23 protein-coding genes and 1 riboswitch are annotated in these 24,380 nt (G+C 44.5%); of the genes, 15 read left to right on the top strand and 8 right to left on the bottom strand.

The genetic code is table 11. The features are described 5' to 3' along the window. Nucleotides 1-23 precede the first annotated feature (23 nt). From G460_RS0111480 to G460_RS0111465, 4 genes are all read left to right on the top strand, one after another. The gene (locus G460_RS0111480) at nucleotides 24-728 is read left to right on the top strand and encodes an SDR family oxidoreductase (RefSeq protein WP_026955485.1); all 705 of its coding nucleotides are present in this window, start codon (nucleotides 24-26) and stop codon (nucleotides 726-728) included. Nucleotides 729-732: 4 nt separating this feature from the next. After that, entirely contained in the window at nucleotides 733-2,715 is a 1,983-nt protein-coding gene (gene ispG, locus G460_RS0111475; RefSeq protein ID WP_026955484.1) for a (E)-4-hydroxy-3-methylbut-2-enyl-diphosphate synthase, read from the top strand. Between the two features lie 17 nt (nucleotides 2,716-2,732). Then, complete coding sequence (locus G460_RS0111470; protein WP_026955483.1) at nucleotides 2,733-2,927, top strand: DUF6728 family protein; 195 nt, start codon at nucleotides 2,733-2,735, stop codon at nucleotides 2,925-2,927. Nucleotides 2,928-3,046: 119 nt separating this feature from the next. Then, the gene (locus G460_RS0111465; protein ID WP_026955482.1) at nucleotides 3,047-3,796 is read left to right on the top strand and encodes an NIPSNAP family protein; all 750 of its coding nucleotides are present in this window, start codon (nucleotides 3,047-3,049) and stop codon (nucleotides 3,794-3,796) included. A gap of 83 nt (nucleotides 3,797-3,879) precedes the next feature. On the opposite strand, the gene G460_RS0111460 is transcribed toward G460_RS0111465, so the two are convergent. Both G460_RS0111460 and sucD read right to left on the bottom strand, forming a co-directional pair. Then, nucleotides 3,880-5,511 carry an ABC-F family ATP-binding cassette domain-containing protein gene (locus tag G460_RS0111460; protein ID WP_026955481.1) on the bottom strand — a complete coding sequence of 544 codons (1,632 nt, stop codon included), beginning with the start codon at nucleotides 5,509-5,511 and terminating at the stop codon, nucleotides 3,880-3,882. Between the two features lie 137 nt (nucleotides 5,512-5,648). Continuing rightward, complete coding sequence (sucD, locus tag G460_RS0111455) at nucleotides 5,649-6,530, bottom strand: succinate--CoA ligase subunit alpha (RefSeq protein WP_026955480.1); 882 nt, start codon at nucleotides 6,528-6,530, stop codon at nucleotides 5,649-5,651. Between the two features lie 114 nt (nucleotides 6,531-6,644). Between sucD and G460_RS0111450 the strand changes: the two genes are divergently transcribed. From G460_RS0111450 to G460_RS0111430, 5 genes are all read left to right on the top strand, one after another. Continuing rightward, nucleotides 6,645-10,079 carry a sensor histidine kinase gene (locus G460_RS0111450; RefSeq protein WP_026955479.1) on the top strand — a complete coding sequence of 1,145 codons (3,435 nt, stop codon included), beginning with the start codon at nucleotides 6,645-6,647 and terminating at the stop codon, nucleotides 10,077-10,079. A 45-nt stretch (nucleotides 10,080-10,124) separates the two neighbouring features. After that, nucleotides 10,125-11,300 carry a hybrid sensor histidine kinase/response regulator gene (locus G460_RS0111445; protein WP_026955478.1) on the top strand — a complete coding sequence of 392 codons (1,176 nt, stop codon included), beginning with the start codon at nucleotides 10,125-10,127 and terminating at the stop codon, nucleotides 11,298-11,300. 1 nt (nucleotide 11,301) lies between these two features. Beyond that, a complete protein-coding gene (locus tag G460_RS0111440; RefSeq protein ID WP_026955477.1) occupies nucleotides 11,302-11,934 on the top strand; it encodes an ABC transporter ATP-binding protein in 633 nt (210 codons plus the stop codon). After that, nucleotides 11,931-13,172: an ABC transporter permease gene (locus G460_RS0111435; protein WP_026955476.1), complete on the top strand. Its 1,242-nt coding sequence runs from the start codon at nucleotides 11,931-11,933 to the stop codon at nucleotides 13,170-13,172. The genes G460_RS0111440 and G460_RS0111435 overlap by 4 nt, the downstream gene beginning before the upstream one ends. A gap of 76 nt (nucleotides 13,173-13,248) precedes the next feature. Further along, on the top strand, nucleotides 13,249-13,632 hold the full coding sequence (locus tag G460_RS0111430; protein ID WP_425393936.1) for a hypothetical protein: 384 nt from the start codon (nucleotides 13,249-13,251) through the stop codon (nucleotides 13,630-13,632). Nucleotides 13,633-13,676: 44 nt separating this feature from the next. On the opposite strand, the gene G460_RS0111425 is transcribed toward G460_RS0111430, so the two are convergent. Continuing rightward, on the bottom strand, nucleotides 13,677-14,498 hold the full coding sequence (locus G460_RS0111425) for an aminotransferase class IV (RefSeq protein ID WP_026955474.1): 822 nt from the start codon (nucleotides 14,496-14,498) through the stop codon (nucleotides 13,677-13,679). Nucleotides 14,499-14,698: 200 nt separating this feature from the next. On the opposite strand from G460_RS0111425, the gene G460_RS0111420 reads away from it, so the two are divergent. Continuing rightward, the gene (locus tag G460_RS0111420) at nucleotides 14,699-15,046 is read left to right on the top strand and encodes a hypothetical protein (RefSeq protein ID WP_157366919.1); all 348 of its coding nucleotides are present in this window, start codon (nucleotides 14,699-14,701) and stop codon (nucleotides 15,044-15,046) included. On the opposite strand, the gene G460_RS0111415 is transcribed toward G460_RS0111420, so the two are convergent. The 3 genes from G460_RS0111415 to G460_RS0111405 are packed head-to-tail and all read right to left on the bottom strand — an operon-like array spanning nucleotide 15,043 to nucleotide 16,661. Beyond that, nucleotides 15,043-15,489 carry a c-type cytochrome gene (locus G460_RS0111415; protein ID WP_026955472.1) on the bottom strand — a complete coding sequence of 149 codons (447 nt, stop codon included), beginning with the start codon at nucleotides 15,487-15,489 and terminating at the stop codon, nucleotides 15,043-15,045. The genes G460_RS0111420 and G460_RS0111415 overlap by 4 nt on opposite strands. Further along, a complete protein-coding gene (locus G460_RS0111410; protein ID WP_026955471.1) occupies nucleotides 15,489-16,118 on the bottom strand; it encodes an SCO family protein in 630 nt (209 codons plus the stop codon). The genes G460_RS0111415 and G460_RS0111410 overlap by 1 nt, the downstream gene beginning before the upstream one ends. 6 nt (nucleotides 16,119-16,124) lie before the next feature. Continuing rightward, nucleotides 16,125-16,661: a CopD family protein gene (locus G460_RS0111405; protein WP_026955470.1), complete on the bottom strand. Its 537-nt coding sequence runs from the start codon at nucleotides 16,659-16,661 to the stop codon at nucleotides 16,125-16,127. A gap of 51 nt (nucleotides 16,662-16,712) precedes the next feature. Here G460_RS0111405 and G460_RS0111400 point away from each other — a divergent pair, with 51 nt between their 5' ends. The 3 genes from G460_RS0111400 to G460_RS0111390 are packed head-to-tail and all read left to right on the top strand — an operon-like array spanning nucleotide 16,713 to nucleotide 18,834. Beyond that, nucleotides 16,713-17,126 carry a hypothetical protein gene (locus G460_RS0111400; protein ID WP_026955469.1) on the top strand — a complete coding sequence of 138 codons (414 nt, stop codon included), beginning with the start codon at nucleotides 16,713-16,715 and terminating at the stop codon, nucleotides 17,124-17,126. Then, nucleotides 17,123-18,109 carry a methylmalonyl Co-A mutase-associated GTPase MeaB gene (gene meaB, locus G460_RS0111395; RefSeq protein ID WP_035464371.1) on the top strand — a complete coding sequence of 329 codons (987 nt, stop codon included), beginning with the start codon at nucleotides 17,123-17,125 and terminating at the stop codon, nucleotides 18,107-18,109. Before G460_RS0111400 ends, meaB begins: the two co-directional genes overlap by 4 nt. Next, nucleotides 18,106-18,834, top strand: a complete 729-nt coding sequence (locus G460_RS0111390) for a DUF3298 and DUF4163 domain-containing protein (RefSeq protein ID WP_026955467.1) — start codon at nucleotides 18,106-18,108, stop codon at nucleotides 18,832-18,834. Before meaB ends, G460_RS0111390 begins: the two co-directional genes overlap by 4 nt. A 48-nt stretch (nucleotides 18,835-18,882) precedes the next feature. Here the strand turns inward: G460_RS0111390 and G460_RS0111385 are convergent, their stop codons facing one another. Then, the gene (locus G460_RS0111385) at nucleotides 18,883-19,932 is read right to left on the bottom strand and encodes a YncE family protein (RefSeq protein ID WP_026955466.1); all 1,050 of its coding nucleotides are present in this window, start codon (nucleotides 19,930-19,932) and stop codon (nucleotides 18,883-18,885) included. After that, a complete protein-coding gene (locus tag G460_RS0111380) occupies nucleotides 19,929-21,779 on the bottom strand; it encodes a TonB-dependent receptor (protein WP_026955465.1) in 1,851 nt (616 codons plus the stop codon). The genes G460_RS0111385 and G460_RS0111380 overlap by 4 nt, the downstream gene beginning before the upstream one ends. Before the next feature lie 103 nt (nucleotides 21,780-21,882). Continuing rightward, nucleotides 21,883-22,119: riboswitch (cobalamin riboswitch) on the bottom strand. 96 nt (nucleotides 22,120-22,215) lie between these two features. Between G460_RS0111380 and G460_RS0111370 the strand changes: the two genes are divergently transcribed. After that, a complete protein-coding gene (locus G460_RS0111370; RefSeq protein ID WP_245578727.1) occupies nucleotides 22,216-23,361 on the top strand; it encodes an ABC transporter substrate-binding protein in 1,146 nt (381 codons plus the stop codon). Next, nucleotides 23,354-24,379, top strand: coding sequence for an iron ABC transporter permease (locus tag G460_RS0111365; RefSeq protein ID WP_026955462.1), 1,026 nt, complete (start codon nucleotides 23,354-23,356; stop codon nucleotides 24,377-24,379). Before G460_RS0111370 ends, G460_RS0111365 begins: the two co-directional genes overlap by 8 nt. Nucleotide 24,380 lies beyond the last annotated feature (1 nt).

The following is a 24,380-nucleotide window of genomic DNA, read 5'->3' as shown; positions in this document are numbered from 1 at the left end:
AACTATTAATAATTCAACAGAATATGCCCAAAAGTATTGTAGTGACGGGGGGAACGAAGGGGATAGGGAAAGCTATCATTGAGCGGTTTGCCCAAGAAGGATTTGATATTGCGACTTGTGCCAGAAATGAAAATGACCTAAAGCAGCTACGCTCTGATTTAGAGACTACTTATCCAGAGATAAGAGTGCTGGCGACAGTCGCTGATCTATCTCAAAAAGCAGATGTAGATAAGTTTGTGCAGGAAGTGAAAGCATTTGCTGTCCCTGATGTCTTGGTCAACAATACCGGCGTATTTCTCCCCGGAAGCATCTTGGATGAGCCAGCTGGCAATTTTGAGTTGATGATGCATACTAATTTGTTTTCTGCTTATCATCTGATTCGCGCATTGGTACCGGGAATGGTGGAGAGACAATCTGGACATATTTTTAGCATGGGATCTATCGCAGGAACTACCGCCTATGCCAATGGAGGGAGCTATGCGATCAGCAAGTGGGCTATGCTGGGGATGACCAAATGCCTGAGAGAGGAATTGAAAGCTGAGCAGGTCAAAGTCACATCGATCTTGCCTGGTGCGACATATACAGCTAGTTGGGAAGGAGTAGATCTTCCTGTGGAGCGATTTATGAAATCAGAAGATGTAGCAGAATCTGTATGGGCGGCTTATAACCTTTCGCCCCAGTCGGTAGTTGAAGAACTAGTAATTCGTCCACAATTAGGCGATATTTAAAATTATGGAGCCAATCACCCAAGTTAAAGACTTGCTTTACTGCAACAGTCTGACAGAGTATTCTAGAAGAAAGACCATCCCGGTCAGAGTAGGAGACGTGCTCATCGGTGGGGACAATCCCATCGTGGTCCAGTCTATGACTACTGTGGATACGATGGATACACAAGGCTCTGTAGAGCAGTGTATTCGCATGATTGAGAGTGGATGCGAACTGATCCGGATCACGGCACCCAGTATCAAAGAAGCCGAGAATCTTAGAAATATCAAGGCAGAATTGAGAAAAAGAGGCTATCAGACTCCTCTAGTAGCAGATATTCACTTCACTCCCAATGCTGCTGAAGTAGCAGCTGGCATCGTGGAAAAGGTCAGGATCAACCCTGGCAACTATGCAGATAAAAAGAAATTTGAGGTCATCGAGTATACCGATGAAAGCTACCAAGAAGAGCTTGAGAGAATTCAAGAGCGTTTTTTGCCTTTGGTGAAAATCTGCAAAGAAAATGGGACGGCGATGCGAATCGGCACAAACCATGGCTCACTATCGGATCGGATTATGAGCCGCTACGGTGATACTCCACTGGGGATGGTAGAGTCAGCGCTGGAGTTTTTGAGAATTTGCGAAAGTGAAAACTTTCATGACATTGTCATTTCTATGAAGTCTTCCAATACCCAGGTGATGGTGCAGGCTTATCGCTTATTGGTTCAAAAGCTCGATGAAGGTGGGTTCAAGCCTTATCCTTTGCATTTGGGTGTGACTGAAGCTGGAGAAGCCGAAGATGGAAGAATCAAATCTGCAGTTGGGATAGGTACTTTGCTGGAAGATGGTTTGGGAGACACGGTGCGGGTATCTTTGACGGAGGATCCGGAGTTTGAGGCGCCAGTGGCCCAGGCTCTAATAGATCGCTATACCAATCGAGCAGGCCATACTGCAATTGAACCTTTGGCAGAATATCCGATTCATCCATTTGACTATAGCAAAAGACAGGCTGCCGAAGTATATAATTTTGGAGATCACAATGTGCCGCGAGTGATCACTGATATCTCCAGAGTAGAGGGGATTACCGAAAAGGAAATCAAGGCGACAGGGCATTTTTATTTACCGGAGTTGGATAAGTGGAAGATGAATGATCTTGGAAGTGACTTTGTCTATACTGGTGACCGACCGATTCCTTTCATGCTACCCAATGGTATGAAGGAAATCCAAAATTTTGGCATTTGGAAGCAAGCTCCAGATCAGGTCAATAAGTTTCCTTTGTTTAGAATGGAAGAGGCACTGAGTGCGGACTTATTTCATGCTGAGCTGAATTTTCTTGAAATTTTTGATTCCGAGATTTCTGATGCGATTTCCTTCCTGAAAGGAAAAGTAACTTGGGTACTGATCTTAAAGAGTAACAACAAGCATGGAATGCCGGCTGTTCGTGCAGCCATGGTGAAGATGATTCAGGAAGAACTTACTACTCCTGTGGTGCTCAAAGTCAGCTATCCAGATCAAACTACCGATATGACTATGCTTTATGCAGCCACCGATGTCGGTGGTTTGCTTATCGACGGTTTGGGAGATGGTATTTTGATTTCTTTAGAAAAAGAAGGGGCACATACCCGAGAGGAAATCCTCGATCAGATCAAATTGCATAATTCGGTATCATTTGGAGTATTGCAGGCGGCAAGAACTAGAATGTCGAAGACAGAATATATCTCCTGTCCGTCTTGTGGAAGGACTTTGTTTGATCTGCAGGAAACCACTGCCATGATCCGAAAGAGAACCGATCACCTCAAAGGTGTGAAAATCGGAATCATGGGCTGTATCGTGAATGGTCCCGGTGAAATGGCAGATGCTGACTATGGTTATGTAGGTTCCGGGAAAGGAAAAATCACGCTCTACAAAGGCAAGGAAGTGGTGAAGCGTTCCGTTCCTTCGGAAAAAGCTGTGGATGAACTGATCGAAATCATCCGTGAAGATGGAATGTGGAACGAACCTGAAAGTATTTGAGCTTAAAAATTGAGATTATGTCAGAAGAAAATAAAGTAAAGGACTTTTTCAAACTGGGCGAGGTGGGCAACTACTTCATCCGAGTGTTCCAAAAGCCGGATCCGAATACCAAATCCAATCTTAATCTGCGGATGATGCATGGGATCAATAAGATTTCGATTATCGTGTTTCTGCTGGCATTGATCATTTGGATTGTTAAGCGATTCATCTAAGAGCCACAAATGCCTTCCAAAAATACCTGTGCCTGACCGCTCAGGTATTTTTTTGACCTAAGGGAAGCAATGCGGATTTTTCAGGTAAATTAGTTTGTCAAATCAAACTCATTCGACCTATGAAACGGATAGCTTTGTCCCTTTTGCTACTGACTTTTTGCCTAAGTGCATTTTCTCAACAGCTACGCGACATCAAGTCCAATTACTTTGAAATGCGTGTTTATACCGCCAATGAAGGAAAAATGCCAGACTTGATTCAGCGGTTTCAAAATCATACGATGGGGATTTTTGAGAGACTGGGGATGGAAAATGTCATTTACTGGCTACCTGTCGATGAGTCTGACAATACACTGACCTATATTTTGGGTTATCCGGATATGAAGTCTCGGGATAGGATGTGGCAGGCGTTCAATAATGATCCGGAATGGCAAAAAGTCTATCAGGAGTCCATTCAGGATGGGCGGCTTGTTCGGGAAGTTCAGGAAACTTTCATGGTAATGGCTCCGGGGCTTAATGATGGAGCTATCCCTAGACCTAGCGGGATTTTCCAGCTGAGAACCTATTATTGCTACGAAGGAAAGATCAATGACCTGCAGGCTAGGTTTCGCAATCACACCCAAGACTTGTTTGAAAAGCAAGGGTTGAAAAATTACCTCTACTTCTTGACAGTGGAAAAAGATGGGACTCAGCCGAAACTAGTTTATTTTCTAGGACACGACAATCAGGCTTCTTTTGAACGTGCTTTTGAAAATTTCAGAAAAGATCCCGACTGGATTAAGGCTCGGGATGCTTCTGAAGAAAACGGAAAGATTGTCGAAAAAGTAGATGCAAAGTTTCTAAAAACTTTGCCATTCTCTCCGATGAAATAATAAAATGTAAGTAGTTAGCGGTAAGTAGTGAGTCGTAACGATCACTACTTACCGCTTACAAAATTTACTACTTACAAAAAGTACTACCTCTCCACTTCTTTCAAGTTCTCAATCTTCTTGTTTCTCAAGAATCCATTGATGTCCTCGAAGTGTTCTTTTACTCGTTTGTTGCCGAATTCAAAGACTTTGGTTACCAATCCGTCGAGGAAGTCACGGTCGTGAGAAACGACTACCAAAGTCCCATCAAATGCTTTCAGCGCATCTTTGATGATGTCCTTGGTTTTCATGTCCAAGTGGTTGGTCGGTTCATCGAGAATCAACAAGTTGACTGGCTCTAGCAAGAGTTTGATCATAGCCAATCTGGTTTTTTCCCCACCGGAGAGAACTTTGACTTTTTTGTTGATATCGTCTCCTTTGAACATAAAGGCTCCCAAGATGTCCTTGATTTTGGTTCTGACTTCGCCCACGGCGATGTGGTCGATGGTTTCAAAAATCGTCAGGCTCTCGTCCAAAAGAGAAGCTTGATTTTGGGCGAAATAGCCGATCATGGCATTGTGGCCCAATTCGCATTTTCCTTCAAAGTCAATTTCTCCCATGATGGCTTTGATCATGGTGGACTTACCTTCCCCATTTTTACCGACAAAAGCTACTTTTTGCCCTTGCTCGATCGTCATGGAAGCATCTTTGAAAACCACATGATCTCCATAGGATTTGCTCATTTCGTCCACGATCACCGGATATTTTCCAGATCGGGGAGATGGTGGAAATCTGAGTTTCAAAGCCGAAGTGTCGACTTCATCTACCTCTACGATGTCCAGCTTTTCCAGCATTTTTACGCGAGACTGTACTTGAAGTGTCTTGGAATAGGTGCCTTTGAAGCGCTCGATGAATTCGGTCGTTTCGGCGATAAATCGCTGCTGCTCTTCGTAGTGTTTTTGTTGTTGCTCGCGGCGCTCTTTTCTCAACTCGAGGTAGTGGGAGTATTTGGCTTTGTAGTCGTAGATACGACCCATGGTCACCTCGATGGTCCGTGTCGTGATATTGTCCACAAAAGCTCTATCGTGAGAAATTACCACGACGGCTTTGGCTTTGTTCATCAAGAAATCCTCCAGCCACTGGATAGATTCGATGTCGAGGTGGTTAGTAGGCTCATCGAGCAGGATCAAATCCGGTTTTTGAAGCAGGATTTTAGCCAATTCGATACGCATTCTCCATCCCCCAGAAAACTCAGAGGTAGAGCGAGTCAGGTCTTCTCTTTCAAATCCCAATCCTAGCAATACTTTTTCCACTTCAGCTTCATAATTGACCTCTTCGATCGCATAGAACTTCTCGCTGAGTTCGGATACTTGCTCTATTAGCTTGTAGTATTCCTCCGATTCATAGTCTGTTCTGACCGTTAATTCCTCGTTGATCCGATCGATTTCGGATTTCATATTGAGGTATGAAGCGAATGCTTTAGCAGTTTCTTCGGCCACAGTACAGTCGTCAGATGTGAGGAGGTGCTGAGGAAGATAGGCGACTACAAAGTCCTTGGGAGCGGAAACAGCCCCGGAACTCGGTTTGGTCTGGCCTGCGATGATTTTGAGTAGTGTAGATTTACCTGCTCCATTTTTGCCCATCAAGGCGATCTTGTCGGTTTCATTGATGGCAAAGGAAACATTGCTGAAAAGGGTCGAACCGCTATGTACGACGGCTACATTATCTACTGAAATCATAGTATTGGAATTGAAGCGGCAAAGGTAAATTTTTAAATAAGAATTCTGAAGTTAGAAATTATAAAAAAACCGCTCCGAAATCAATCGAAGCGGTTTTTTAACATCCGACATCCAACATCTGGCATCGGACAAATTATTTAAGCATCTACGCCCAAAGCTTTTGCCATGGTAGCGCCAATCTCAGCAGGAGATTCTACTACGTGGATGCCATTTTCTCTCATGATTCTCATTTTAGCCGCTGCAGTATCATCAGCTCCGCCGATGATCGCACCTGCGTGACCCATTCTTCTTCCTGGAGGTGCTGTCTGTCCAGCGATGAAACCTACGACAGGCTTCTTGTTTCCAGTTTCTTTGATCCATTTAGCAGCTTCTGCTTCGTAGTTACCGCCGATTTCACCGATCATGACGATAGCGTCTGTTTCCGGATCATTCATTAGCAATTCTACAGCTTGTTTGGTAGAAGTTCCGATGATAGGGTCACCACCGATACCGATTGCAGTAGATACACCAAGACCTGCTTTTGCAACTTGGTCTGCAGCTTCGTAAGTCAAAGTTCCCGACTTGGATACGATACCGATTCTACCTTGCTTGAAAACAAAGCCTGGCATGATACCCACTTTTGCTTCACCTGGAGTGATGACTCCCGGACAGTTTGGTCCGATCAACGTAGCGCCTCTTTCTTTGATATAAGGCTTCGCTTTCATCATATCCGCAACTGGGATACCCTCGGTAATAGCGATGATCACTTTGATACCTGCGTCAGCAGCTTCCATGATCGCATCTCCAGCAAATGCCGGCGGAACGAAAATAATAGATGTATCAGCACCAGTCTTCTGAACGGCTTCTTCTACAGAATTAAAAACTGGCTTTTCCAAATGTGTAGAGCCTCCTTTGCCAGGAGTGACACCACCGACTACGTTGGTACCGTACTCGATCATTTGCTGTGCGTGAAAAGAGCCCTCAGATCCGGTGAATCCTTGAACGATTACCTTGGAATTTTTATTGACTAGTACACTCATGCGTCGAATTTTAAAGTTTGGCACAAAAATAAGAGAAACCGCCCGCTGACAAAAGAATCTAGTAACATTCTCAAGCTAATTTGACATAAGCCTTCTTTTCCTAATTTAGCCGGCATGAATCGCTTATCTCGCAAAGCCCTTTTGGCGCTTGTGTTTCTACTTGTAGTTTTCGAGCTACAGGCACAGACCTTTGAGTACAATACCAATCCAAAAGGAATCAGACTTCCCGTGCAAAGTGTCCTTCAACTAGAACAGGATAGTTTGGGTAGAATCTGGATGTCTACCCCTCGTGGGATTTTTTATTCGGATGGTGTAGAGACACTGGCACTACCGGATACGATTCTCTCCGAATTTGAATACCAAGTCAGGATGCATCAAGATGAGGAGGGGATGATCTGGCTTTACGACGCCCGTGGTGAAGGTAATTTTTGGAAAGGGGGCTATGGAGCCTGGCAAAAAGTGGTCTTTGATGGTGTAGATTCTCTAGTCAATGAATCCCGGATTCGCTTTAGCACTAGAGGCAAAGGCGCCGAAATGGAATATGCATTGGATTTGTCGGATCGGTTTCTATATTGGAAAGAAGGAGGTTCACCGTTGATTTTTGATAAAGTCTCCAATGATTCGGGAGTCTTTACCCAATTGGGAGGGGATTCGGATCACCCAGTTTTTTTCTTCTTGAAGGCGAGTTATCAGCTGCAAGATCGCACCTTCAAAAAAATTCACTGGGATCAAAATATCATTCCTACTGCGCCAGCTTTGGTGAAGCAATCTCCAGAGACAGGCGAATATTACTTTTTGGGGCCTGATTTTTTGGCAAAGGGACCGGATTTATTTCATCCGAAGGAAATTTTGGATCGAGACATCAAGCCGGGTTTTTCGCTTCCCGGCAATCTCTTGGGCTTGGAATTCAGCAAAGGAAGTGTTTTTTATCATTTCAATTCTGACTTGATCAAGATTTCTTATGGCTCGGAGAGACCGCTGGATTTTGACATGGAAGAGACATTTCGGGTATTTCATATCAATGACTTTCTGATTGATCGAGAAGGGATACTTTGGTTGGCTACTTCTCGTGGCATAGCCAATGTTAACAGTCTAGCATTTCAAAATTACAATTCTGCCTTGTCCGGCCTGATGAGTCAGGAGGTGACTGCTATTGGCGCTTTACAAGGCGATGAGTATTTGTTTGGGTATAACAATGGCATCCAGAAAATTTCTAGAAACCTAGTCAAAGAAATCTTTAAGAATTCAGGCAACGGAATACTGCCAACCAGTAGAGTAGTGAATTTTTCGAAGGAAAACGATCAGATTCTCTGGTTTTCGGCAAATATCAAAGGAGTCGGAAGGTACGATGATGCGACCGAGCGGGTGGAGCTGTTCGCCGCTCCAGATAATAGACCCATTTCGTCTGTTCAGGTTTTCGGAGATACTTTATTGATCACAAGCCCCTTTACAGTATATCTCTCTTCAACCAAGAATAGAGGGAATTCACTTTTTGAAAACTCCCTTCAGGAAGAGCTTCAAGAGCTGATGAACCATAAGTTTTTCTACCTAAGAAAAGCCAGTAAGCTCAAAGATGGACGAATCCTGCTCATGAGGGCCAGTCGCTTGGAAAATACCGAGAATCTGATCGAAACCGAGGATTATCTGGTGGCTGACGGGTATGATTTTTTGGAAACTCCTGAAGGCATCTTGCTAGGAACGGAATCGGGTCTGAAAATCATCCGAAACTCCAAAGTGATGGACTATCGAATAGGCGAAGAGACTGTCAGTCGCCCGGTGTTTTCACTTTTGATGGATAGTAGTGGAGTGGTATGGTGCGGAACTGACGATGGAATATATCGCATCACTAAGCATGCGATCACTCACTACAACCATCAAAATGGCTTGGCAAACAATGAGACAAATCGAGGTGCTCTGGTCGAAGGAGTGGCTGGGAGGATTATGGTAGGGACGCTGGATGGCTTTTCTATTTTTAAACCAAATGAGCAGTTTGTGGCCTCTGGAGGGCCAAAAATCCATATCAAATCACTTTTGCTGGAGGGAGAGTCGATTTTGGATCGGGAAGATGTAAGAGGGGATTTTTCTCAGAATTCCCTGCAGGTCGAGTATGCCGCAGTGGGCTTCAACGAAGAAAAGGAACTGTGGGTGCATTATCGCTTGAAAGGTTTTGAGGATGAGTGGACACTGCTCAAAGAACCAAAGTCCCAGCGGATATTTTACCCCAGCCTGCCGGCTGGAACTTTTCAGTTTGAGATCAAATCTAGCTATGAAGGCAAGGAGGAATCAGCGGTGCGTTCCAGTCATCCGTTTACAGTGCTTCAGCCCTTCTATCTTAGGTTTTGGTTCCTCGCTTTGGTGTCTGTCTTTCTAGTGGGGGTAGGATTTTTTGTGAAATCATTCTTTGATCAGCTTCAGAAATTGGGGGTTCTAGAGTCTGCAGTGAGTCGGAAGGATAAAGAAAAACTGAAGGCTGAAGTGCAGTTTAAAAACGTCTGGGATAGCTCCAAAGATGGGCTTTTGCTCAGCCTGAATGGAGAAGTGATCGTAGCGGCAAACCCTTCTTTTGCCTCTTTTATCGGCACTTTGCCCAAGGCTCTGGAAGGGCAGACGCTCTGTCAGGTGCTCAAAGATGAGGAATTGGTGGGTAAGTTTCAGCAGTCAATCGACCAGCTACCTGAGTCAGGATCGGCATTTGATACCAAGATCTACATGGGACTCGATGAAAGGGAGCTGGAGATATTTTCCAAGCCTATTCCTACCGAAGGTCAAAATGCGGAATTGATTCTGTCTGTTTTTAGGGATGTGACTTTCGAAAGGAAAATCGAAAAAAGACTCCGAGAGGCAAAGGAAAAGGCCGAGGAGGCCAACAGGTTTAAGACAAGTCTTCTTTCCAATGTGAGTCATGAGATCAGGACACCACTCAATGTGATTTTGGGAGGCACGGAGCATATCATGATGACTCGCAAAGATGACCAGCGTTTGGTAGAGGAGTTGGAGTTGATTTTGCAGAGTGGGGAGCGGTTGCTGTCCACGATTTCTTCCATCCTTGACATGGCCAAGATCGAAGCCAACAAAATGGAAGTGATCTATTCGGAGTTTGACTTGCTGGAGTTTATCAGTATGGTGATGAAGCCATTCTTTGCCCATGCTGAGCGGAAAGGCATTCATCTGAAACTTGATCTGCGAAAGAAAATTATCATGGGGAGAACGGATAAGCGTTTTTTGGAAATGATTCTGAACAACCTTTTAGGGAACTCGCTGAAATACTCCGAATCCGGCACGGTCAAAGTGACAGTAGATCATCAGGATGATTATCTTTTGGTCAAAATAGAAGATGAGGGAGTTGGGATGGGAGAGGAATTTCTAGGGAAAGTATTCCAGCCCTTTGAGCAGGAAAGTACCGGGCATCAGCGGCAGTTTGAAGGCACTGGATTAGGGATGAGTATCACCAAGAGCCTCTTGGATCTTTTGGGAGGAACCATCGTGCTGGAAAGTGCCAAGAATCAGGGGACCCGTGTAATTGTCGAAATTCCCTTGTCGGACTCATAATTTTTGTATTTTCAACTCTTTAATTAATTCGCCAGCCCATTCGCAATGTTCAGCCTTAATATTCTCATTGTCGAAGACGATTCAGTCTCCGCACTTCTTCTCCAAAGAGCACTCGAAAAAAACAATCATCAGATCATTGGGATAGCAGATACGGGTGAAAAGGCACTCGAAATTTTGCAGGAAAATCACTCTGATATCGTCATGATGGATATCAATCTGGCTGGCGAACTCGATGGTATCACCACCACGGAGATTATCAATGAGCGATTTGATATTCCAGTGGTATACCTGAGTGCGAGCTCAGATGCTGAGACGCTGAATAAGGTAGTAGGAACCAATCCCTCTGCCTATGTGATCAAGCCATTCAATATCCGGGAATTGAATATGGTGATCGAGCTGGCGATCTTCAAAGACAGGAAAGAAAAAGAACTTCAGAAGCTCAATAATCAGCTGGAAGAAAAAGTAAAAATCCGGACAGCCGAACTCTATGAAGCCAATAAAGAACTGACCAAAGCGCTGGAGAAAGAACGGGAAATCAATGAGCTGAAAACCAGGATCGTGATGAATGTCTCACATGGATTTAAGACCCCTCTGACTTCCATCTTGAGCTCCGCACAGCTTCTGCAGATGTATGCAGAAAAAGACCATCCTTTCAAACAGAAAATAGCCAAGCACGGTACCAAAATCGAAAACTCCGTAAGGGCTCTGAATAATCTCTTGACGAGTGTGTTGTTTTTTGGAAAAGCAGATGCAAACAAAATGGAATACAAGCCCAAGAAGATGTATTTGGGGGCATTTGTCAAAGAACTCCTCGATACGGTCAAGGCGGGGATAGAAAATGGGGTTGTGATCAAAACTGAACTTGGAGCTCTTCCCAAGACGATCACTTCGGATCAGGAGATCCTTTACCAGACTTTTGAAAATCTTCTGTCCAACGCTGTCAAATACTCCAAAGATGGAGGAGAAGTGCGTTTTAAGTTAGATTTTCAGGACAATTTCTTAATAGGAGAAGTCAAGGATTTTGGGATTGGAATTCCTAAATCAGAGCAAAGCCAACTTTTTGACCGTTTTTTCAGAGCCAAAAATGTAGGCATCGTTGAAGGTTCTGGTTTGGGCTTGTCCATCGTGAAAAAATGTATGGAAGTGATGAATGGACAGATCCATTTTGAAAGCGAAATCAATAAAGGAACTACCTTTGAAGTGAAAATACCTGTAAACTGATATGCTTTTTTCTTCGAGTGGTCTGACATACACCCACCCAGGTCAATCTCAGCTTTCATTTCCCGACATCTCTTTGTCAGAAGGAGAGTCCATGCTTGTCTTGGGGAAGTCCGGTAGTGGTAAGACTACCTTACTCAATTTATTAGCAGGATTGCTGATTCCGCAGTCAGGTAGCGTGATACTTGGAGAAACTGATATTATGAAGCTTTCCGGAGCTCAATTGGATTTATTTCGAGGCAAAAACATCGGGTTGGTTTTTCAAAAACCGCATTTACTGGCCCCGTTGTCTGTAAGAGAAAATCTCCAAGTGGCTCAATATTTTGCCAAAGAGCATTCGCAGGAGATTGATTTCATCTTGAAGGAACTCGGAATGGGGCACAAAGCAAATGCTTCTGTGCAGGGACTCAGTGAGGGTGAATCTCAACGCGTGTCGATTGCCAGAGCTTTGGTCAATCGGCCTCAGGTGATCTTGGCTGACGAGCCTACTTCCAGTTTGGATGATGAAAATGCGGCTAAGGTAGTTCAGTTATTGGAAGGTCAAGCCAAGAAGATCGGAGCTGCACTGATCATCGTCACTCACGATCAGCGTGTCAAAGACCATATTGCCAATTTTATAGAAGTCAGATCCTCATGAATCTTTTCAAACTCAGTTGGAAATACCTGACCTTTCGTCCACTCTCCACAGGACTAAATGTACTCCTGCTAGCCTTGGGCTTGGCTATCATTACTGTATTGCTACTGATCCAGGATCAGTTTGAGAAAAAAATGAATCAGGATGCAGCAGGTATTGATTTGGTAGTCGGCGCCAAAGGAAGTCCACTCCAGTTGATTCTTTCTTCTGTCTATCATGTGGATTTTCCTACTGGGAATATAGCTATGGAAGAGGCTCAGAAAATATCAAGAAGTAGACTGGTGAAAAATATCATCCCGATGGCATTGGGAGACAATTATCAAGGCTATCGAATCGTCGGTACCAACCACGACTATCTCGATCTATATCAGGTTCAGTTTGCCGAAGGAGAGCCTTGGAAAATGCCATTTGATGTGGTACTGGGAGCGGAAATGGCGAGACAAAGTCAAATGAAAGTGGGGGATACCTTTGAAGGAAGTCATGGAATTAGCGAAGGAAGTCATGATCATGAGGAGCATGCCTTTAAGGTGACCGGTGTGCTGGAGCCTCAAGGAAATGTGGTAGATAGATTGGTGCTAACATCCATCGAATCGGTATGGTATACTCACGATGAGGCAGATAGTACAGAGTCGGAGTCTTCTCACGATCTCTTTCATCAGCCAGTCGCGGAAAGGGGATTTCCTCAGACTGAGCAGGAGAGAGAGCTGACGACTCTACTTCTACAATATCGTAGCCCGATGGCAGCTATTCAATTGCCTCGCATGATCAACTCCGGTACAGGGATGCAAGCTGCTTCTCCTTCATTTGAAATGTCCCGGCTATTTGAATTGCTGGGAGTAGGGATCAGTTTGCTGCAGGGGTTGGCTCTGATCCTGATTGGGATTTCAGGACTGGGGATCTTCATCGCACTATATAATTCACTCAAGGAGCGCAAATATGATTTGGCTATTCTCAGGTCTATTGGTGCGTCTAGAATGCAGTTGGTGATGTTGGTTTTTTTAGAAGGATTGACTTTGACGTTTTTAGGTGCCGTCCTTGGGATTGTGTTGGGACATGGCTTTCTGGCAGGGATTATTTCAGTCAATGACCAAGGGGTAGCAGCCTCGTTGAATCCTTGGGTTTTCTTGCAAGACGAACTTTGGATACTGGTTTTTGCGTTGGGAGTGGGTATTGTCGCCTCTCTTATACCAGCTTGGTCGGCTTATCAAACAAGTATTGCAAAGCAATTGACAAAAAGTTAACTAGGGAGCAAATTCAGTAAATCCTATGAAAAGAATACAATGGTTAGTTGGTTTGGTCTTTTTGTGCAGTGTAGGAATGACACAAGCGCAGGATCAAAATGTGTGGAAAAATCTATCTGAGGTGACCTATAAGATCAGCGAGGATAATTTTGGAGAACTTTATGTGCCGGTTTTCTCAGAAAATATCAAGAAAATGGAGGGGGAAGTAGTGGAGGCTGATGGGTATATTATTCCTTTTGAAGGTATGTTCAAACCAGAACATATCATCTTGTCCAGCCTTCCTTTGGCGGAGTGTTTTTTCTGTGGATCAGGAGGACCGGAGACAGTAATGGAAGTCATGCTTTCCGATCCTATCAAGTATACTTCCAAGCGTGTGAAAGTACGAGGAAAGCTTACCTTGAATTCTCAAGATCCTGAAAAACTCATGTATATTCTCAAGGATGCCGCCTTAGTAGAATAAGAAAAAAAGCCCTGAAATCAACTTCAGGGCTTTTTTTATGCTTTTTAGAAGCAGAGTTCTTTTTCAAGTTCCTTGAATTGCTGAAGCAGCGAAAGGGAAATTGGCCCTGGTTTACCGTTTCCAATAGGAGTATCGTCGATTTGAGTCACGGGGAGAAGTACTTTGGTCGTGCTACTGATAAATGCCTCATCTGCCTCCCAGGCTTCTTGCAAAGTGATCGGTCTGACCACGACATTTTTAGCCATCTTCATGAGGTTTTTTCGGGTGATGCCCATCAGGATATGGTCGCCTGGGGTGATGAGCTGCCCGTCTTTGATGATGAAGAAGTTGCTACGAGAACTCTCGTTGATGACACCGTTCATGTGATAAAGGACATCCTCAGCTCCCTCTTTTTTCCAATTCACCGAATGCCATACCGCCAGTGCATAGTTGGTCGTCTTGATATCTGCGATCGGGCGGATGTATTCCAGACTGAGTAGCTTGACGCCTTGCTGGTATTTTTCTTCTGAAGGAAAGATCAATGACTCTGCAAAAATGAAAAGTTTGCCTTCTGCCGGAGAAAAATGATTGTCTGACAAACCGCCACTGAGCATCATTCTCATACCGCCAGCCTGAAGATCATTCTTGTCGATCAGCTCGCGGATGATTTGTCTCAGCTCATCTCTGGTGTAAGTTATGGGAAGATGGGTCTTACTGGCAGATGCAATGAATCTGTCCAGATAATCTTCCAAAAACAAGGCTTGATGATTGACTGTGCGAAAGAAATCAAAAATGCCATACCCTCGTATCAATCCCAAGTCCATTGGATGAATATTGGCCGATGAGGAGTCGATGATTTTTCCGTCCGAAAAGCAATAGGGTTTCATTCAAGATAATTTTTTGATGCCTAAAATTAAAGAAGGAATTTTATATTTTTGGGACTTAATAAATTTTTTTAAATAAGACTTAAATAAGAAAAAATAGTACCTTTAGCGCATTATTAATCCCCGCCATGAAAAGAGTTATTTCAATTTTAATTTTTGCAATATTTTCAATTTTTTATTCCTGCGGCCCGAGCCAAAAGGAGTTGAATGATTTACAAAGAGTTGAGTTGATCGAGATCCATGATGAGGTGATGCCTTTGATGGGTAAATTAAAATCCCAAGAGAAAAAGGCACTGGACCAGGTCAAAGAACTTGAGTCAAGTGATCAAGTGGATTCCATGCGCATCCAATCTTTGAAAGCGCTGGCTTATGATCTGGATCAGGCATATGAGGGGATGTTTTCCTGGATGAGGCAGTACGAAATCGAAGATGGCGACATGTCTCCGGAGGAGGTTAAAGTCTATCTGGAAGAACAAATGATCAAAGTGCAGAAAGTCAATGAGCAGATCAAGGAAGTCCTTGAAAAGGCCGATCAGGAGTTTGAAAACTAGAATTTCTCAGGTCTTTCTTTGAGGTATTTTTCTACCTGCGACGAACTGATTTCACCCTCATTCATCCCCCAGATATTGTAGAGATAGGTGCTGATTTGGGAGATTTCCAGAGGAGTCAGATTGGGATTGGCAGGCATGGCCTGATTGTAAGATTCACCATTGACGATGATTTCACCCTTTTGGCCATATTTCATGATCCAGATGGACCGATGCATGCTTTCCTTGAAATAGTCTGAATCTCTCAAAGGCGGAATCAGCTTGCCGAGTCCTTTTCCATCATTCTGATGGCAGTTTCCGCAGTTGTTTTCATAGAGTCGTTTTCCATTGACTGCATATTTCATCACTTCCGGATCGGAGATCTGAGCAAGGGTGTTTTCTTGATCACTAGCTTTGGGAGCGCAGGAAAAGAGCAGGGCAACTAGCGCCAAAGTCGGGAATTTCATCAGGGAAGAATTTTGGGTATGTCTCTGATCAAGTCATCTACTTGATCTGCTTTGGTGCCGTCGTAAACACCTCGAATGTGGCCATTTTGGTCCACCAATACAAAAGCTCCGCTATGTAGAAAACCTCCAGGCTCCAGCTGATCTTCTTGGGCTGTGGTTAGGTAGCTTGTTTGTCCGATTTCGTAGATTTTTTGGGATGGACCAGTGAGAAAATTCCAAGTAGAGGCATCTTCTACTCCCAGTTTTTCTGCAAAATCCTTCAACACTTCCTGTGTATCGTGAGTAGGATCTATGGAATGGCTTAGGATCTTAAAGTTTGGATTGTCTTTGTAAAGCTCATAGACCCGTAGCATTTCTTTTTTCATGATCGGGCAGATCGTCGGGCAAGTAGTAAAGAAAAAATCTGCCACATAGACTTTTCCAGCCATGTCGGCATTGCTGATGCTGTCGCCTTCTTGGTTGAGAAACTTAAATTCAGCGATCTGATGGTAAACAGTGTCCCCGTTAGTTTCCACGTACCAGTTGCCAAGTTTGGGTAGGGGCTGCTCTACCTGTTGCGGCTTGCTGCTGCAATACCAAAAGGAGAGAGAGGCAAATGTCAAAAGACTGAGAGTCTTCCAGTTATTCATGTTGGTTTAGGATTTGGATCTATATTTTTTGTAAAGCCTGATGGCGATCATGAGCGTTATTCCAAGACTGATCAGAGCGAGGATCCCCCAGACCATGCTCAGAGTGTTTTTCAAGACGATCAGAAAAACAATGGCAAAGAGCAAAAGGGTAGAGGCCTCATTCCAGATTCTTAACTGCGTGGAGGTCCATCGAGTTCGTCCAGATTGGAGTTCTTTGAATAGTTTGTGGCAAAAGAAATGGTAGCCATAGAGTAAGAAGACAAAACCCAGCTTGGCATGCATGAATCCCTGCTCCAAGTATCCCATTCGATAGGATAGGACCCAAGAACCCAGAAAGAGTGTCAAGATCGCGGAGGGCCAAGTGATGATGTACCAAAGTCTGGATGCCATCATGTCAAGTTGAGGTTTGAGAATTTTTCTTTCTGCCTCTGGACGCTCCATAGCTTCAGTCTGGTAGATAAATAATCTGACGATGTAAAAAAGCCCTGCAAACCAGGTGACTACAAAAATGATATGAAGTGCCTTGATGTATTCGAAACCCATTGTCAGAATTTTCGGCTAAATTAAGGCCTAATCCTTTGAACCCCTAAATTTTTGAAGAGCTCTAGAGTCATTTTCTACATTATAGCCTTGTTTGTACTTGTGCTGGTCATTTATATAGGCAAAGAATCTTTCTTCCAGCCCGGTTTGGACAGATTTGAAGGAAAGTATGAAGAACTGGGATTTTACAGAAATGAAAACAATACCGGTCCTGTACTTCGTATCTATGCCATTCGTGTACTGCAAGATCAGCCCGAAGAAGAATGGATGAGGGAATTTGCCGAAAGTCGCCCCCATACCAAATACGGGAAAACATTGGTGTATTTTTTTGAGAGCTCGGTAAGTGAAAAAATCGAATTGAAGCCAGATCCTCCCTTTTTTCCGGAGAACCTGAAGTCTGCCGTCGTGGCAAGTTTTGAACGTACACCGATGGGCGAGCCCCGGTTTGTCAGAGGATTATCCAAATGAGAAAGCGAAAATCCTTAGCCGAATACGAAAAAGGAATTTTGGAGGGAGATCGGGTGATTCTCTCTCAAGCGATCACCTTGGTGGAGAGTAATTTGGAGAGTGATCAACTTTTGGCGAGTCACTTAGTACAGCAGGTAATGTCTCAAACGGGCAATTCTATTCGTATAGGGATCACTGGAGTGCCGGGCGTTGGGAAAAGTACCTTTATCGAGGCTTTTGGAGAAATGCTCTTGGCCGAAGGAAAGAAAGTGGCAGTCTTGGCCATAGATCCGACTAGTCAAAAGACGAAAGGAAGTATTCTGGGGGATAAAACCAGAATGGAGAAATTGTCCGGAGATTCCAGAGCATTTATTCGACCTAGCCCATCGGGAGTCACGCTGGGAGGTGTGAGTTCAAAGACCCGGGAAGCGATGTTGCTATGTGAAGCGGCGGGTTTTGATGTGATATTGATCGAGACAGTCGGAGTAGGACAGTCCGAAACTGCCGTCAAAGGCATGGTTGATTTCTTTCTTCTTTTGATGTTGGCCGGGGCTGGAGATGAATTGCAGGGGATCAAAAAGGGGATCATGGAAATGGCTGATGCACTATTTATCAATAAAGCCGAAGAAGAAAATATGACGGCCGCCAAGCGAGCAAAACAGCATTACCAAAATGCATTGCATTTATTTCCTTTGGGGGAAAATGGATGGAGTCCTCAAGTGCTTTTAGGCTCCGCCATGCAGAAGAAAGGGATGAAAGCTTGCTGGGATTTGATAGAAGACTACTGTCAGCTGCAAAAGAGGAATGGGCACTTTGATAAAAACAGAGCGGGTCAACGAGTGAAATGGCTGGAGGAAAGTGTATTGGATCTATTGGGGAGGGCTTTTTTCTCCCAAAAAGAGATCAGATCTGAGTTTGAAATCGGAAAAGAAAAGGTCAAATCAGGTATTGCACACCCCTTGGTGCTGGCCAATGACTTACTCGAAAAATTTCTAAAGAAATGAAAGTATATACCTATTTTCTGTTTGTCTTGCTGCTGACTTGCCAGCCGACCAAGGAAAGCTTAGATGTGAAGACTGTGAAGCTGGAGTCCTCCAGATGTGTGGATGAATCTTGTGCAGAGGTAAACCTATCTTGGCCAGAAATCTCAGGACATCCATATGAGGAGGAGATCAATGCGTTGACTCTCGACCAGGTGAAGCAGTTTTTGGAAGGAGAAAGCCAAGAGCAATCATTGGAACAGGCGGTGTCTACTTTTTTGTCTGATTATGAAAGTTTTGCCAAAGAATTTCCGGAGCATCCCGCAGGCTGGACTATTGAAGCTGAAGGGAACTTAAGCTATCAATCAGATTCCTTGCTGAGCATTCATTTTTTTGAAAGCAGCTATATGGGTGGAGCTCATCCCAATTCATTTGAGCTTTTTCTCAATGTAGACGCCTCATCGGGCAAATTGATTTCGAATGATCAATTGGTGCTTCAGCCAGATCGTTTGTTGGAGTTGGCGCGTGCCGCATTTCGAGACTATCACGAGGTGGCCGATTCAGTGAAAATTGAACAGGATGATCGGTTTTTTATCCCCGAAACTGGGTTTTTCTTGCCTCAGACGATGGGATTTCTAGAGGGCAAATTTTGGTTGATTTACAATCCCTATGAGATTGGCCCCTATGTGATGGGCTATACTCATCTGAGTTTTGAGCTGGAAGAAGTGAGAGGGATTGTTAGATTTTAAAAAGAGGCTGTCCTCAAATGTAAATTTAGTGACAGCCTCTTCAATTTTTTAGCGAACCAAGAATCCGGATGGTCCTCTTCCTACTTCGTATGTGCGAAGCTCAGCGGCGTTTTCATCTAATACGGTGACAGTTCCATTTCCTTGAAATCCATTGGAGTTGGATACATATACTTCGTCTCTATAGGGATCAAAACCTATTCCATAGAATCCCGATCCAGTATACCAGTTTTCTTCTACTCCGCCAGTTAGAGATACTTTTGCTACGGCATCTTCATAGTCTGGCCATCCAGAACTCGTGATCAGATAAAGAGCATTGTTGTCTCCGATAGCGATTCTGCCGCTTGCATTTGCGACTGGAAGAGTATAAGTGTTGCTGATCGCTAGTGCTCCTAGATTCAGGTTGTAGAAGTAGATTTCTGTCGCTCCGGTAGCATAAAGAAAAGTATGCCCTTCTACTTGAAGAAAGACTTTGGGACTGCCTTCTACATCCAAAGTTTCGATGATCTCCTCGGTTTCTGCATCGATGATCTCAATTTTTCCTTCCTCAGATCCAGCTACCCAGATGTATTTTCCGGAGGAAAGAAGGTCTTCCGGTTTTCTGGAAACAGCGATTTTATTGGATACAGTACCGCCAAGAGTATTGTCCACGACGGCAATGTAGGAGTCGGGTGTGGCATAGCTAGCATCATAAGGGCCGTAGTCTGAGATGAAAAGCTTGTCCGAATTGACTGTCAAAGAGCGTGGCTGATCCAGATCAGTAGTGACAGAGCCTAGGCTGGCAAAATCTCCCGGATCGACAATCTCTATTTTTCCGGTATTGGCTACGAGGTAGAGTTTGTCATCTTCCAATACCAAATCTTCCAAAAGACCCGCAAATGGACGGCTGTTAGCTTCCTCAAAAATATTAGCTTTCAATTCCTCTGTACCGGGATCCAAGTGATAGACTTCCCCGTCATTGGTCCCAAAATTCCCCTCATTCATAATGAGGATTCCTGAGTCAAACTCTCCCAAGGGAGCTTCTGGATCGCTGTCAGAACATGCGAAAACTACAAAGGCCAAGGCGATGAGCCTGCTAAAATGAATTAATCTGTTTTTCATAGTTGGATTGATAAATTAAAATGATAGGATATACCAGGCATTGGTCTTAGGTATAAGACCTGGTAGCTGGTGTTGAGAATGTTTTGAACTCGAAATTGAACTGGAACCATTGCCGTACCGATTCGAAGATGTGGATAGGAGATGGCTCCATGAAGTAAAAAGTAGCGATCCATCGTTCGCGGATTGTCAGCAGTCACGGTGGTTTTTCCTGTGAAGTCTCCGGTAAGACTGATTTGCAATCCTTTCTTCTCACCAGAAAGTTTCAGATTGGACTGATGCTGGGGAGTGTAGGGGAGTTGCTTGCCTACGCTTGCATCCGAGTCGGAGATTCCGATGAGTGAAACCGCATGGTTGAAGCTATACTGTCCTTCAGCTTTCCAGTTGATTTGGCCGGTCGCAAAGTGAACCCGCCCTTGATATTCCAGGCCAGTAGACCTGACTTGTCGGATATTTTCTGGCGACCAAACAGACCCATTCGGTAGCCAGATGATCCAATTGTCTACGTCCATCCAATAAGCTGTTATGCTTTGGGAAAAAGTACTCTGCTTCCAGTGCAGTCCGGTTTCTGCAGACCAGCTTTCTTCCGGGAGTAAGTCGGGATTTCCGCCTGGTTGCCAAAAGCGATCATTGAGTGTAGGTACTTTGAAGCCTCTGGATATGCTTGTCTTCAGGCTGAAAATACTCTTTGTGCTTTTGAAAAAATCCCAGTCCATGCCTGCACTGGGAACTAGAGGTTGGGTCTGGTCCTTGAAAAACAACTGCCTTCCATTGAGGGAAAAAATGAGATTTTCTTTAGGCTGAAATCTGAGCGATTCAAAAAACTCTATTCTTCTATCTGTAGCCGAGTAGGTGCTCAGATCTCCCCGGATCTCGCTGAGTCTTCCGCCACCGTGCAGGTTCCACTTTTCTCCGAGTTCAAAATCACCTTCTGCACCTACAAAGAACTGTCTAGTTTGATTTATAGTTTCGTTGAATGTCAGCTTGTCTTGTACCCATCCTGTTTTGAATACCACAAAGCCCCAGTCTTTGAAGATTTCGTAGTCCATTGACCAGCGGAAGCTTTCGTCAATTTGAATATCCTGAGTACTAGAGCCCATGGGAGGCTGGATTTCTCGGTCGGCCTGATGATACCAAAAGGAAGTTTTGAGCAGTTGGTTGGAGCTAGTTTTCCAGCTGAAATCTTGGACAAAGCCTAGCTGCTCAGCTCTGGCGTGATCCTGATACCGGATGGGAGCACCCGCTTGGGCGAGATCAGCATATGGGTAGTCATTTTCAGCAAAAAGTCGATAGAGTTTGGTCTGAAAGGCTACTTTTTCTGTAGAGAATGCTCCTTTTACCCTTGAGTTGAATTCTCCAAAGCTTCCGATTTCTTGGGAGATGGTGAGTTCAGGTTTTGCTAAAAAACGCGCTCCGCTACTCAGTTGGATACTTCCTCCGATCGATTCATTTCCGATTAGGGCGCCTGCCGAACCAAATTGCAGTTCGGCCTGATCCATGGCGAAAACGGGAAGAAGTGACAGGTCGCTCTGGCCTAGTGAGGGGCTGTTGATCGGAAGTCCGTTCCAGTATAGGGCTGTATGTCCCGCTGACGTGCCTCTAAATGAGGGGGATGAAAGCATTCCTGGGCCATATTGCCTGATAAATAAGGGGCTTTGCTCCGCGAGCAAGTCCGCCAAGGATCTGCTGGAAAAAATCTGAAGGTCTGCTTTGGACCATGCATTGATTTTTTGGCCTTGCCCATAGTCTTGGTAGGCAGGGGCGATCACTTCGACCTGATCCAGCGCCAAGGTGTCTGAGGCATCGGATTGAAAGCCGAAGCCGGTAAATAGCCAAATAAGTAACATCATGCCTGATCGAATTCAAATTCGATTCGGACTTGAAGAGAAATGGGAAGAAATGATTGGGATACCTTATTCCGGTCAATTCTTCATCGCTTTTCCTCCGAAAGCACAGAATCATCAGAATCAGGCAGGTCTCCTGGCTTGTCTGGTTTTGCCGGCCTTCTCAGATGCCCGATGGTATATCAGGCTAGATCCAATGGCGCGGTTGGCAAAATCCGTTCCGATTCCTGTATGCTCAGGAATGGCAGACTTACAGTTGCGGGGACAGCTCCGGTATCACACCGGATTCCCTTTTAATCCCTCACTCAAAATTTTAAATGATGGAACCCGTTTCCGCTGCAAACTTAGATTCAAAATTGATTTCAAAAAAGCCGATCTGAAACATTTTTTGTTTTGCAAAAGATCTTGTTCTTACTTTTAAGGTCGAAAAATGACTACTGTCTTGAAAAACCAAACTCTATTTTTTGCGTTTTTTGCATCCTTTTTTTTGCTGATTTCCTGTCAGGAAAAAGGAACCGAAATTGTATCCAATGAATTGGAAGAGATTCCACTTTCGTATGCGCAAGGATTTGAAATTCAAAGAGCTGCTGATTATTGGGTGCTCGAAGTGACTCAGCCTTGGAAAGGTGCCGATCAGAGTTTTAGATATGTGGTTTTGGAAGAGCATGCACAGCTTCCCGATGGAGAATTTGACGGCGTAGTTCAGCTTCCGGTGGAGGATGTGATTTTGACATCCACTACGCAGATCCCGCATTTGGATTTGCTCGGAGCTACGGACAGGCTTCTAGCCTTTCCCAATTTGGATCTGATCTCTTCGGAGAAAGTCTGGGATAGAATCCGACAAAATCAGATAGAAGATTTGGGATCTGCTCCGAGTGCCAATATTGAGATGGTCTTGGATTTGGAGCCTGATTGGATGATGATATCTACGCTGGGAAGCGATGTAAAAAACTTAGAACTACTCCAAAAGGCAGGCATTGCTGCTCCTATCAACGGTGAATATGTAGAGCAGCATCCCTTGGGCAGGGCTGAGTGGATCAAATTCACTGGTGTACTGCTCGGGAAATTGGACGCAGCTGATTCTATTTTTCGAGCTGTCGAATCAGCCTATTTGGAAGCCAAAGCACTGACGGATCAGGTTGCAGATTCTGAAAAGCCAAGTGTGCTTTCGGGAGTTCTTTATCAGGATGTCTGGTATGCTCCAGGAGCAGAAAGCTGGGGTGCCAAAATTCTCGAAAATGCTGGAGGAGCTTACATTTTCAAAGAAAACGAAGGAAGTGGAAGCTTGGAACTCAACTACGAATATGTGCTTGATCAGGCATTGGATACTGAGTATTGGATCGGTTCGGCTGACTTTGCAAGCATTGATGAAATGGGAGCAGCAGAGCCTCGTTATCGCGCTTTTAAAGCTTTTCAAACTGGAAATGTCTTTACTTATACTGGTAAAAGAGGCCCCAAAGGCGGCTACGAGTATTTTGAGCTCGGATATATGCGGCCGGATTGGGTGTTGAAGGATTTGATCAAAATTCTTCATCCGGAGCTTTTGCCAGATTACCAGCTTTACTTTTATACCCAGCTAGATGAGTGATCGCAGAAATAGTTGGCTGATGCTAGGTGCAGGGATGGTCTTAGTGATCAGTTTCTTGCTCAATGTCAGCTTGGGCTCTGTTTCGATCTCTATTTCTCAGGTTTTTGAAGGTTTGTTTTTTGGGGAATGGTCTAGAGATTCCTTGAGACAAATTTTAGTGAATTACCGCTTGCCAAAAGCTCTGGTGGCTATTTTGGCTGGCTTAGGCTTGAGTATTTCCGGGTTGCAGATGCAGACTTTTTTTAGAAATCCTCTGGCCGGACCTTATGTTTTGGGGATTAGTTCGGGGGCTGGTTTTGGAGTTGCTATATTGATTTTGGCGGGGTCTATTTTTGGTTTTGCCAGTCACGCGGTGAATCCTTGGGCTATTGCTATTGCAGGGACGCTAGGGGCTGGATTGATTTTGGTCTTGGTGAGTTTGGTGGCTTGGAGGGTGAAGGATAGTATGACGCTATTGATTGTTGGGGTCATGTTTGGAGCCGCAGTATCCGCGATTATTTCAGTTTTAGCCTATTTCTCTGGTGCGGAGGCGCTGAAGTTGTACACGATTTGGTCCATGGGAAGTCTTGGAGGTTTGGGCTGGGAGCAGGTGTGGATGATGATGGGGGTGGTCCTTGTGGGACTATTTCCGGTGGTGTTTTCTATTCGAGCATTCAATGCACTCTTATTGGGAGAGTCCTATGCTTCCAGCATGGGTGTCAATACGACTCGCCTGAGATGGTGGATGATACTTAGTGCAGGCCTACTGTCAGGAGTAGTGACGGCATTTTGTGGTCCCGTGGCATTTGTAGGGATCGCAGTACCTCACATGGCTCGGATAATTTGGAAAACTGCCGATCATCGGGTTTTATTTCCCGCATCGGCTCTTTGCGGAGCAGTTTTGTTATTGCTTTGTGATGCCTTGGGACAGTTGCCAGGCTCTGCTCAAAGTCTTCCTATCAATGCCGTGACATCCTTGATAGGGGCTCCTTTGGTGATTGGATTGGTTTTGAAGAGAAACTTTAGCAAGGATTTTTAGG

This window comes from Algoriphagus vanfongensis DSM 17529, assembly GCF_000429465.1.
GTDB lineage: Bacteria > Bacteroidota > Bacteroidia > Cytophagales > Cyclobacteriaceae > Algoriphagus > Algoriphagus vanfongensis.
This window is presented reverse-complemented; position numbering and strand designations above follow the sequence as displayed.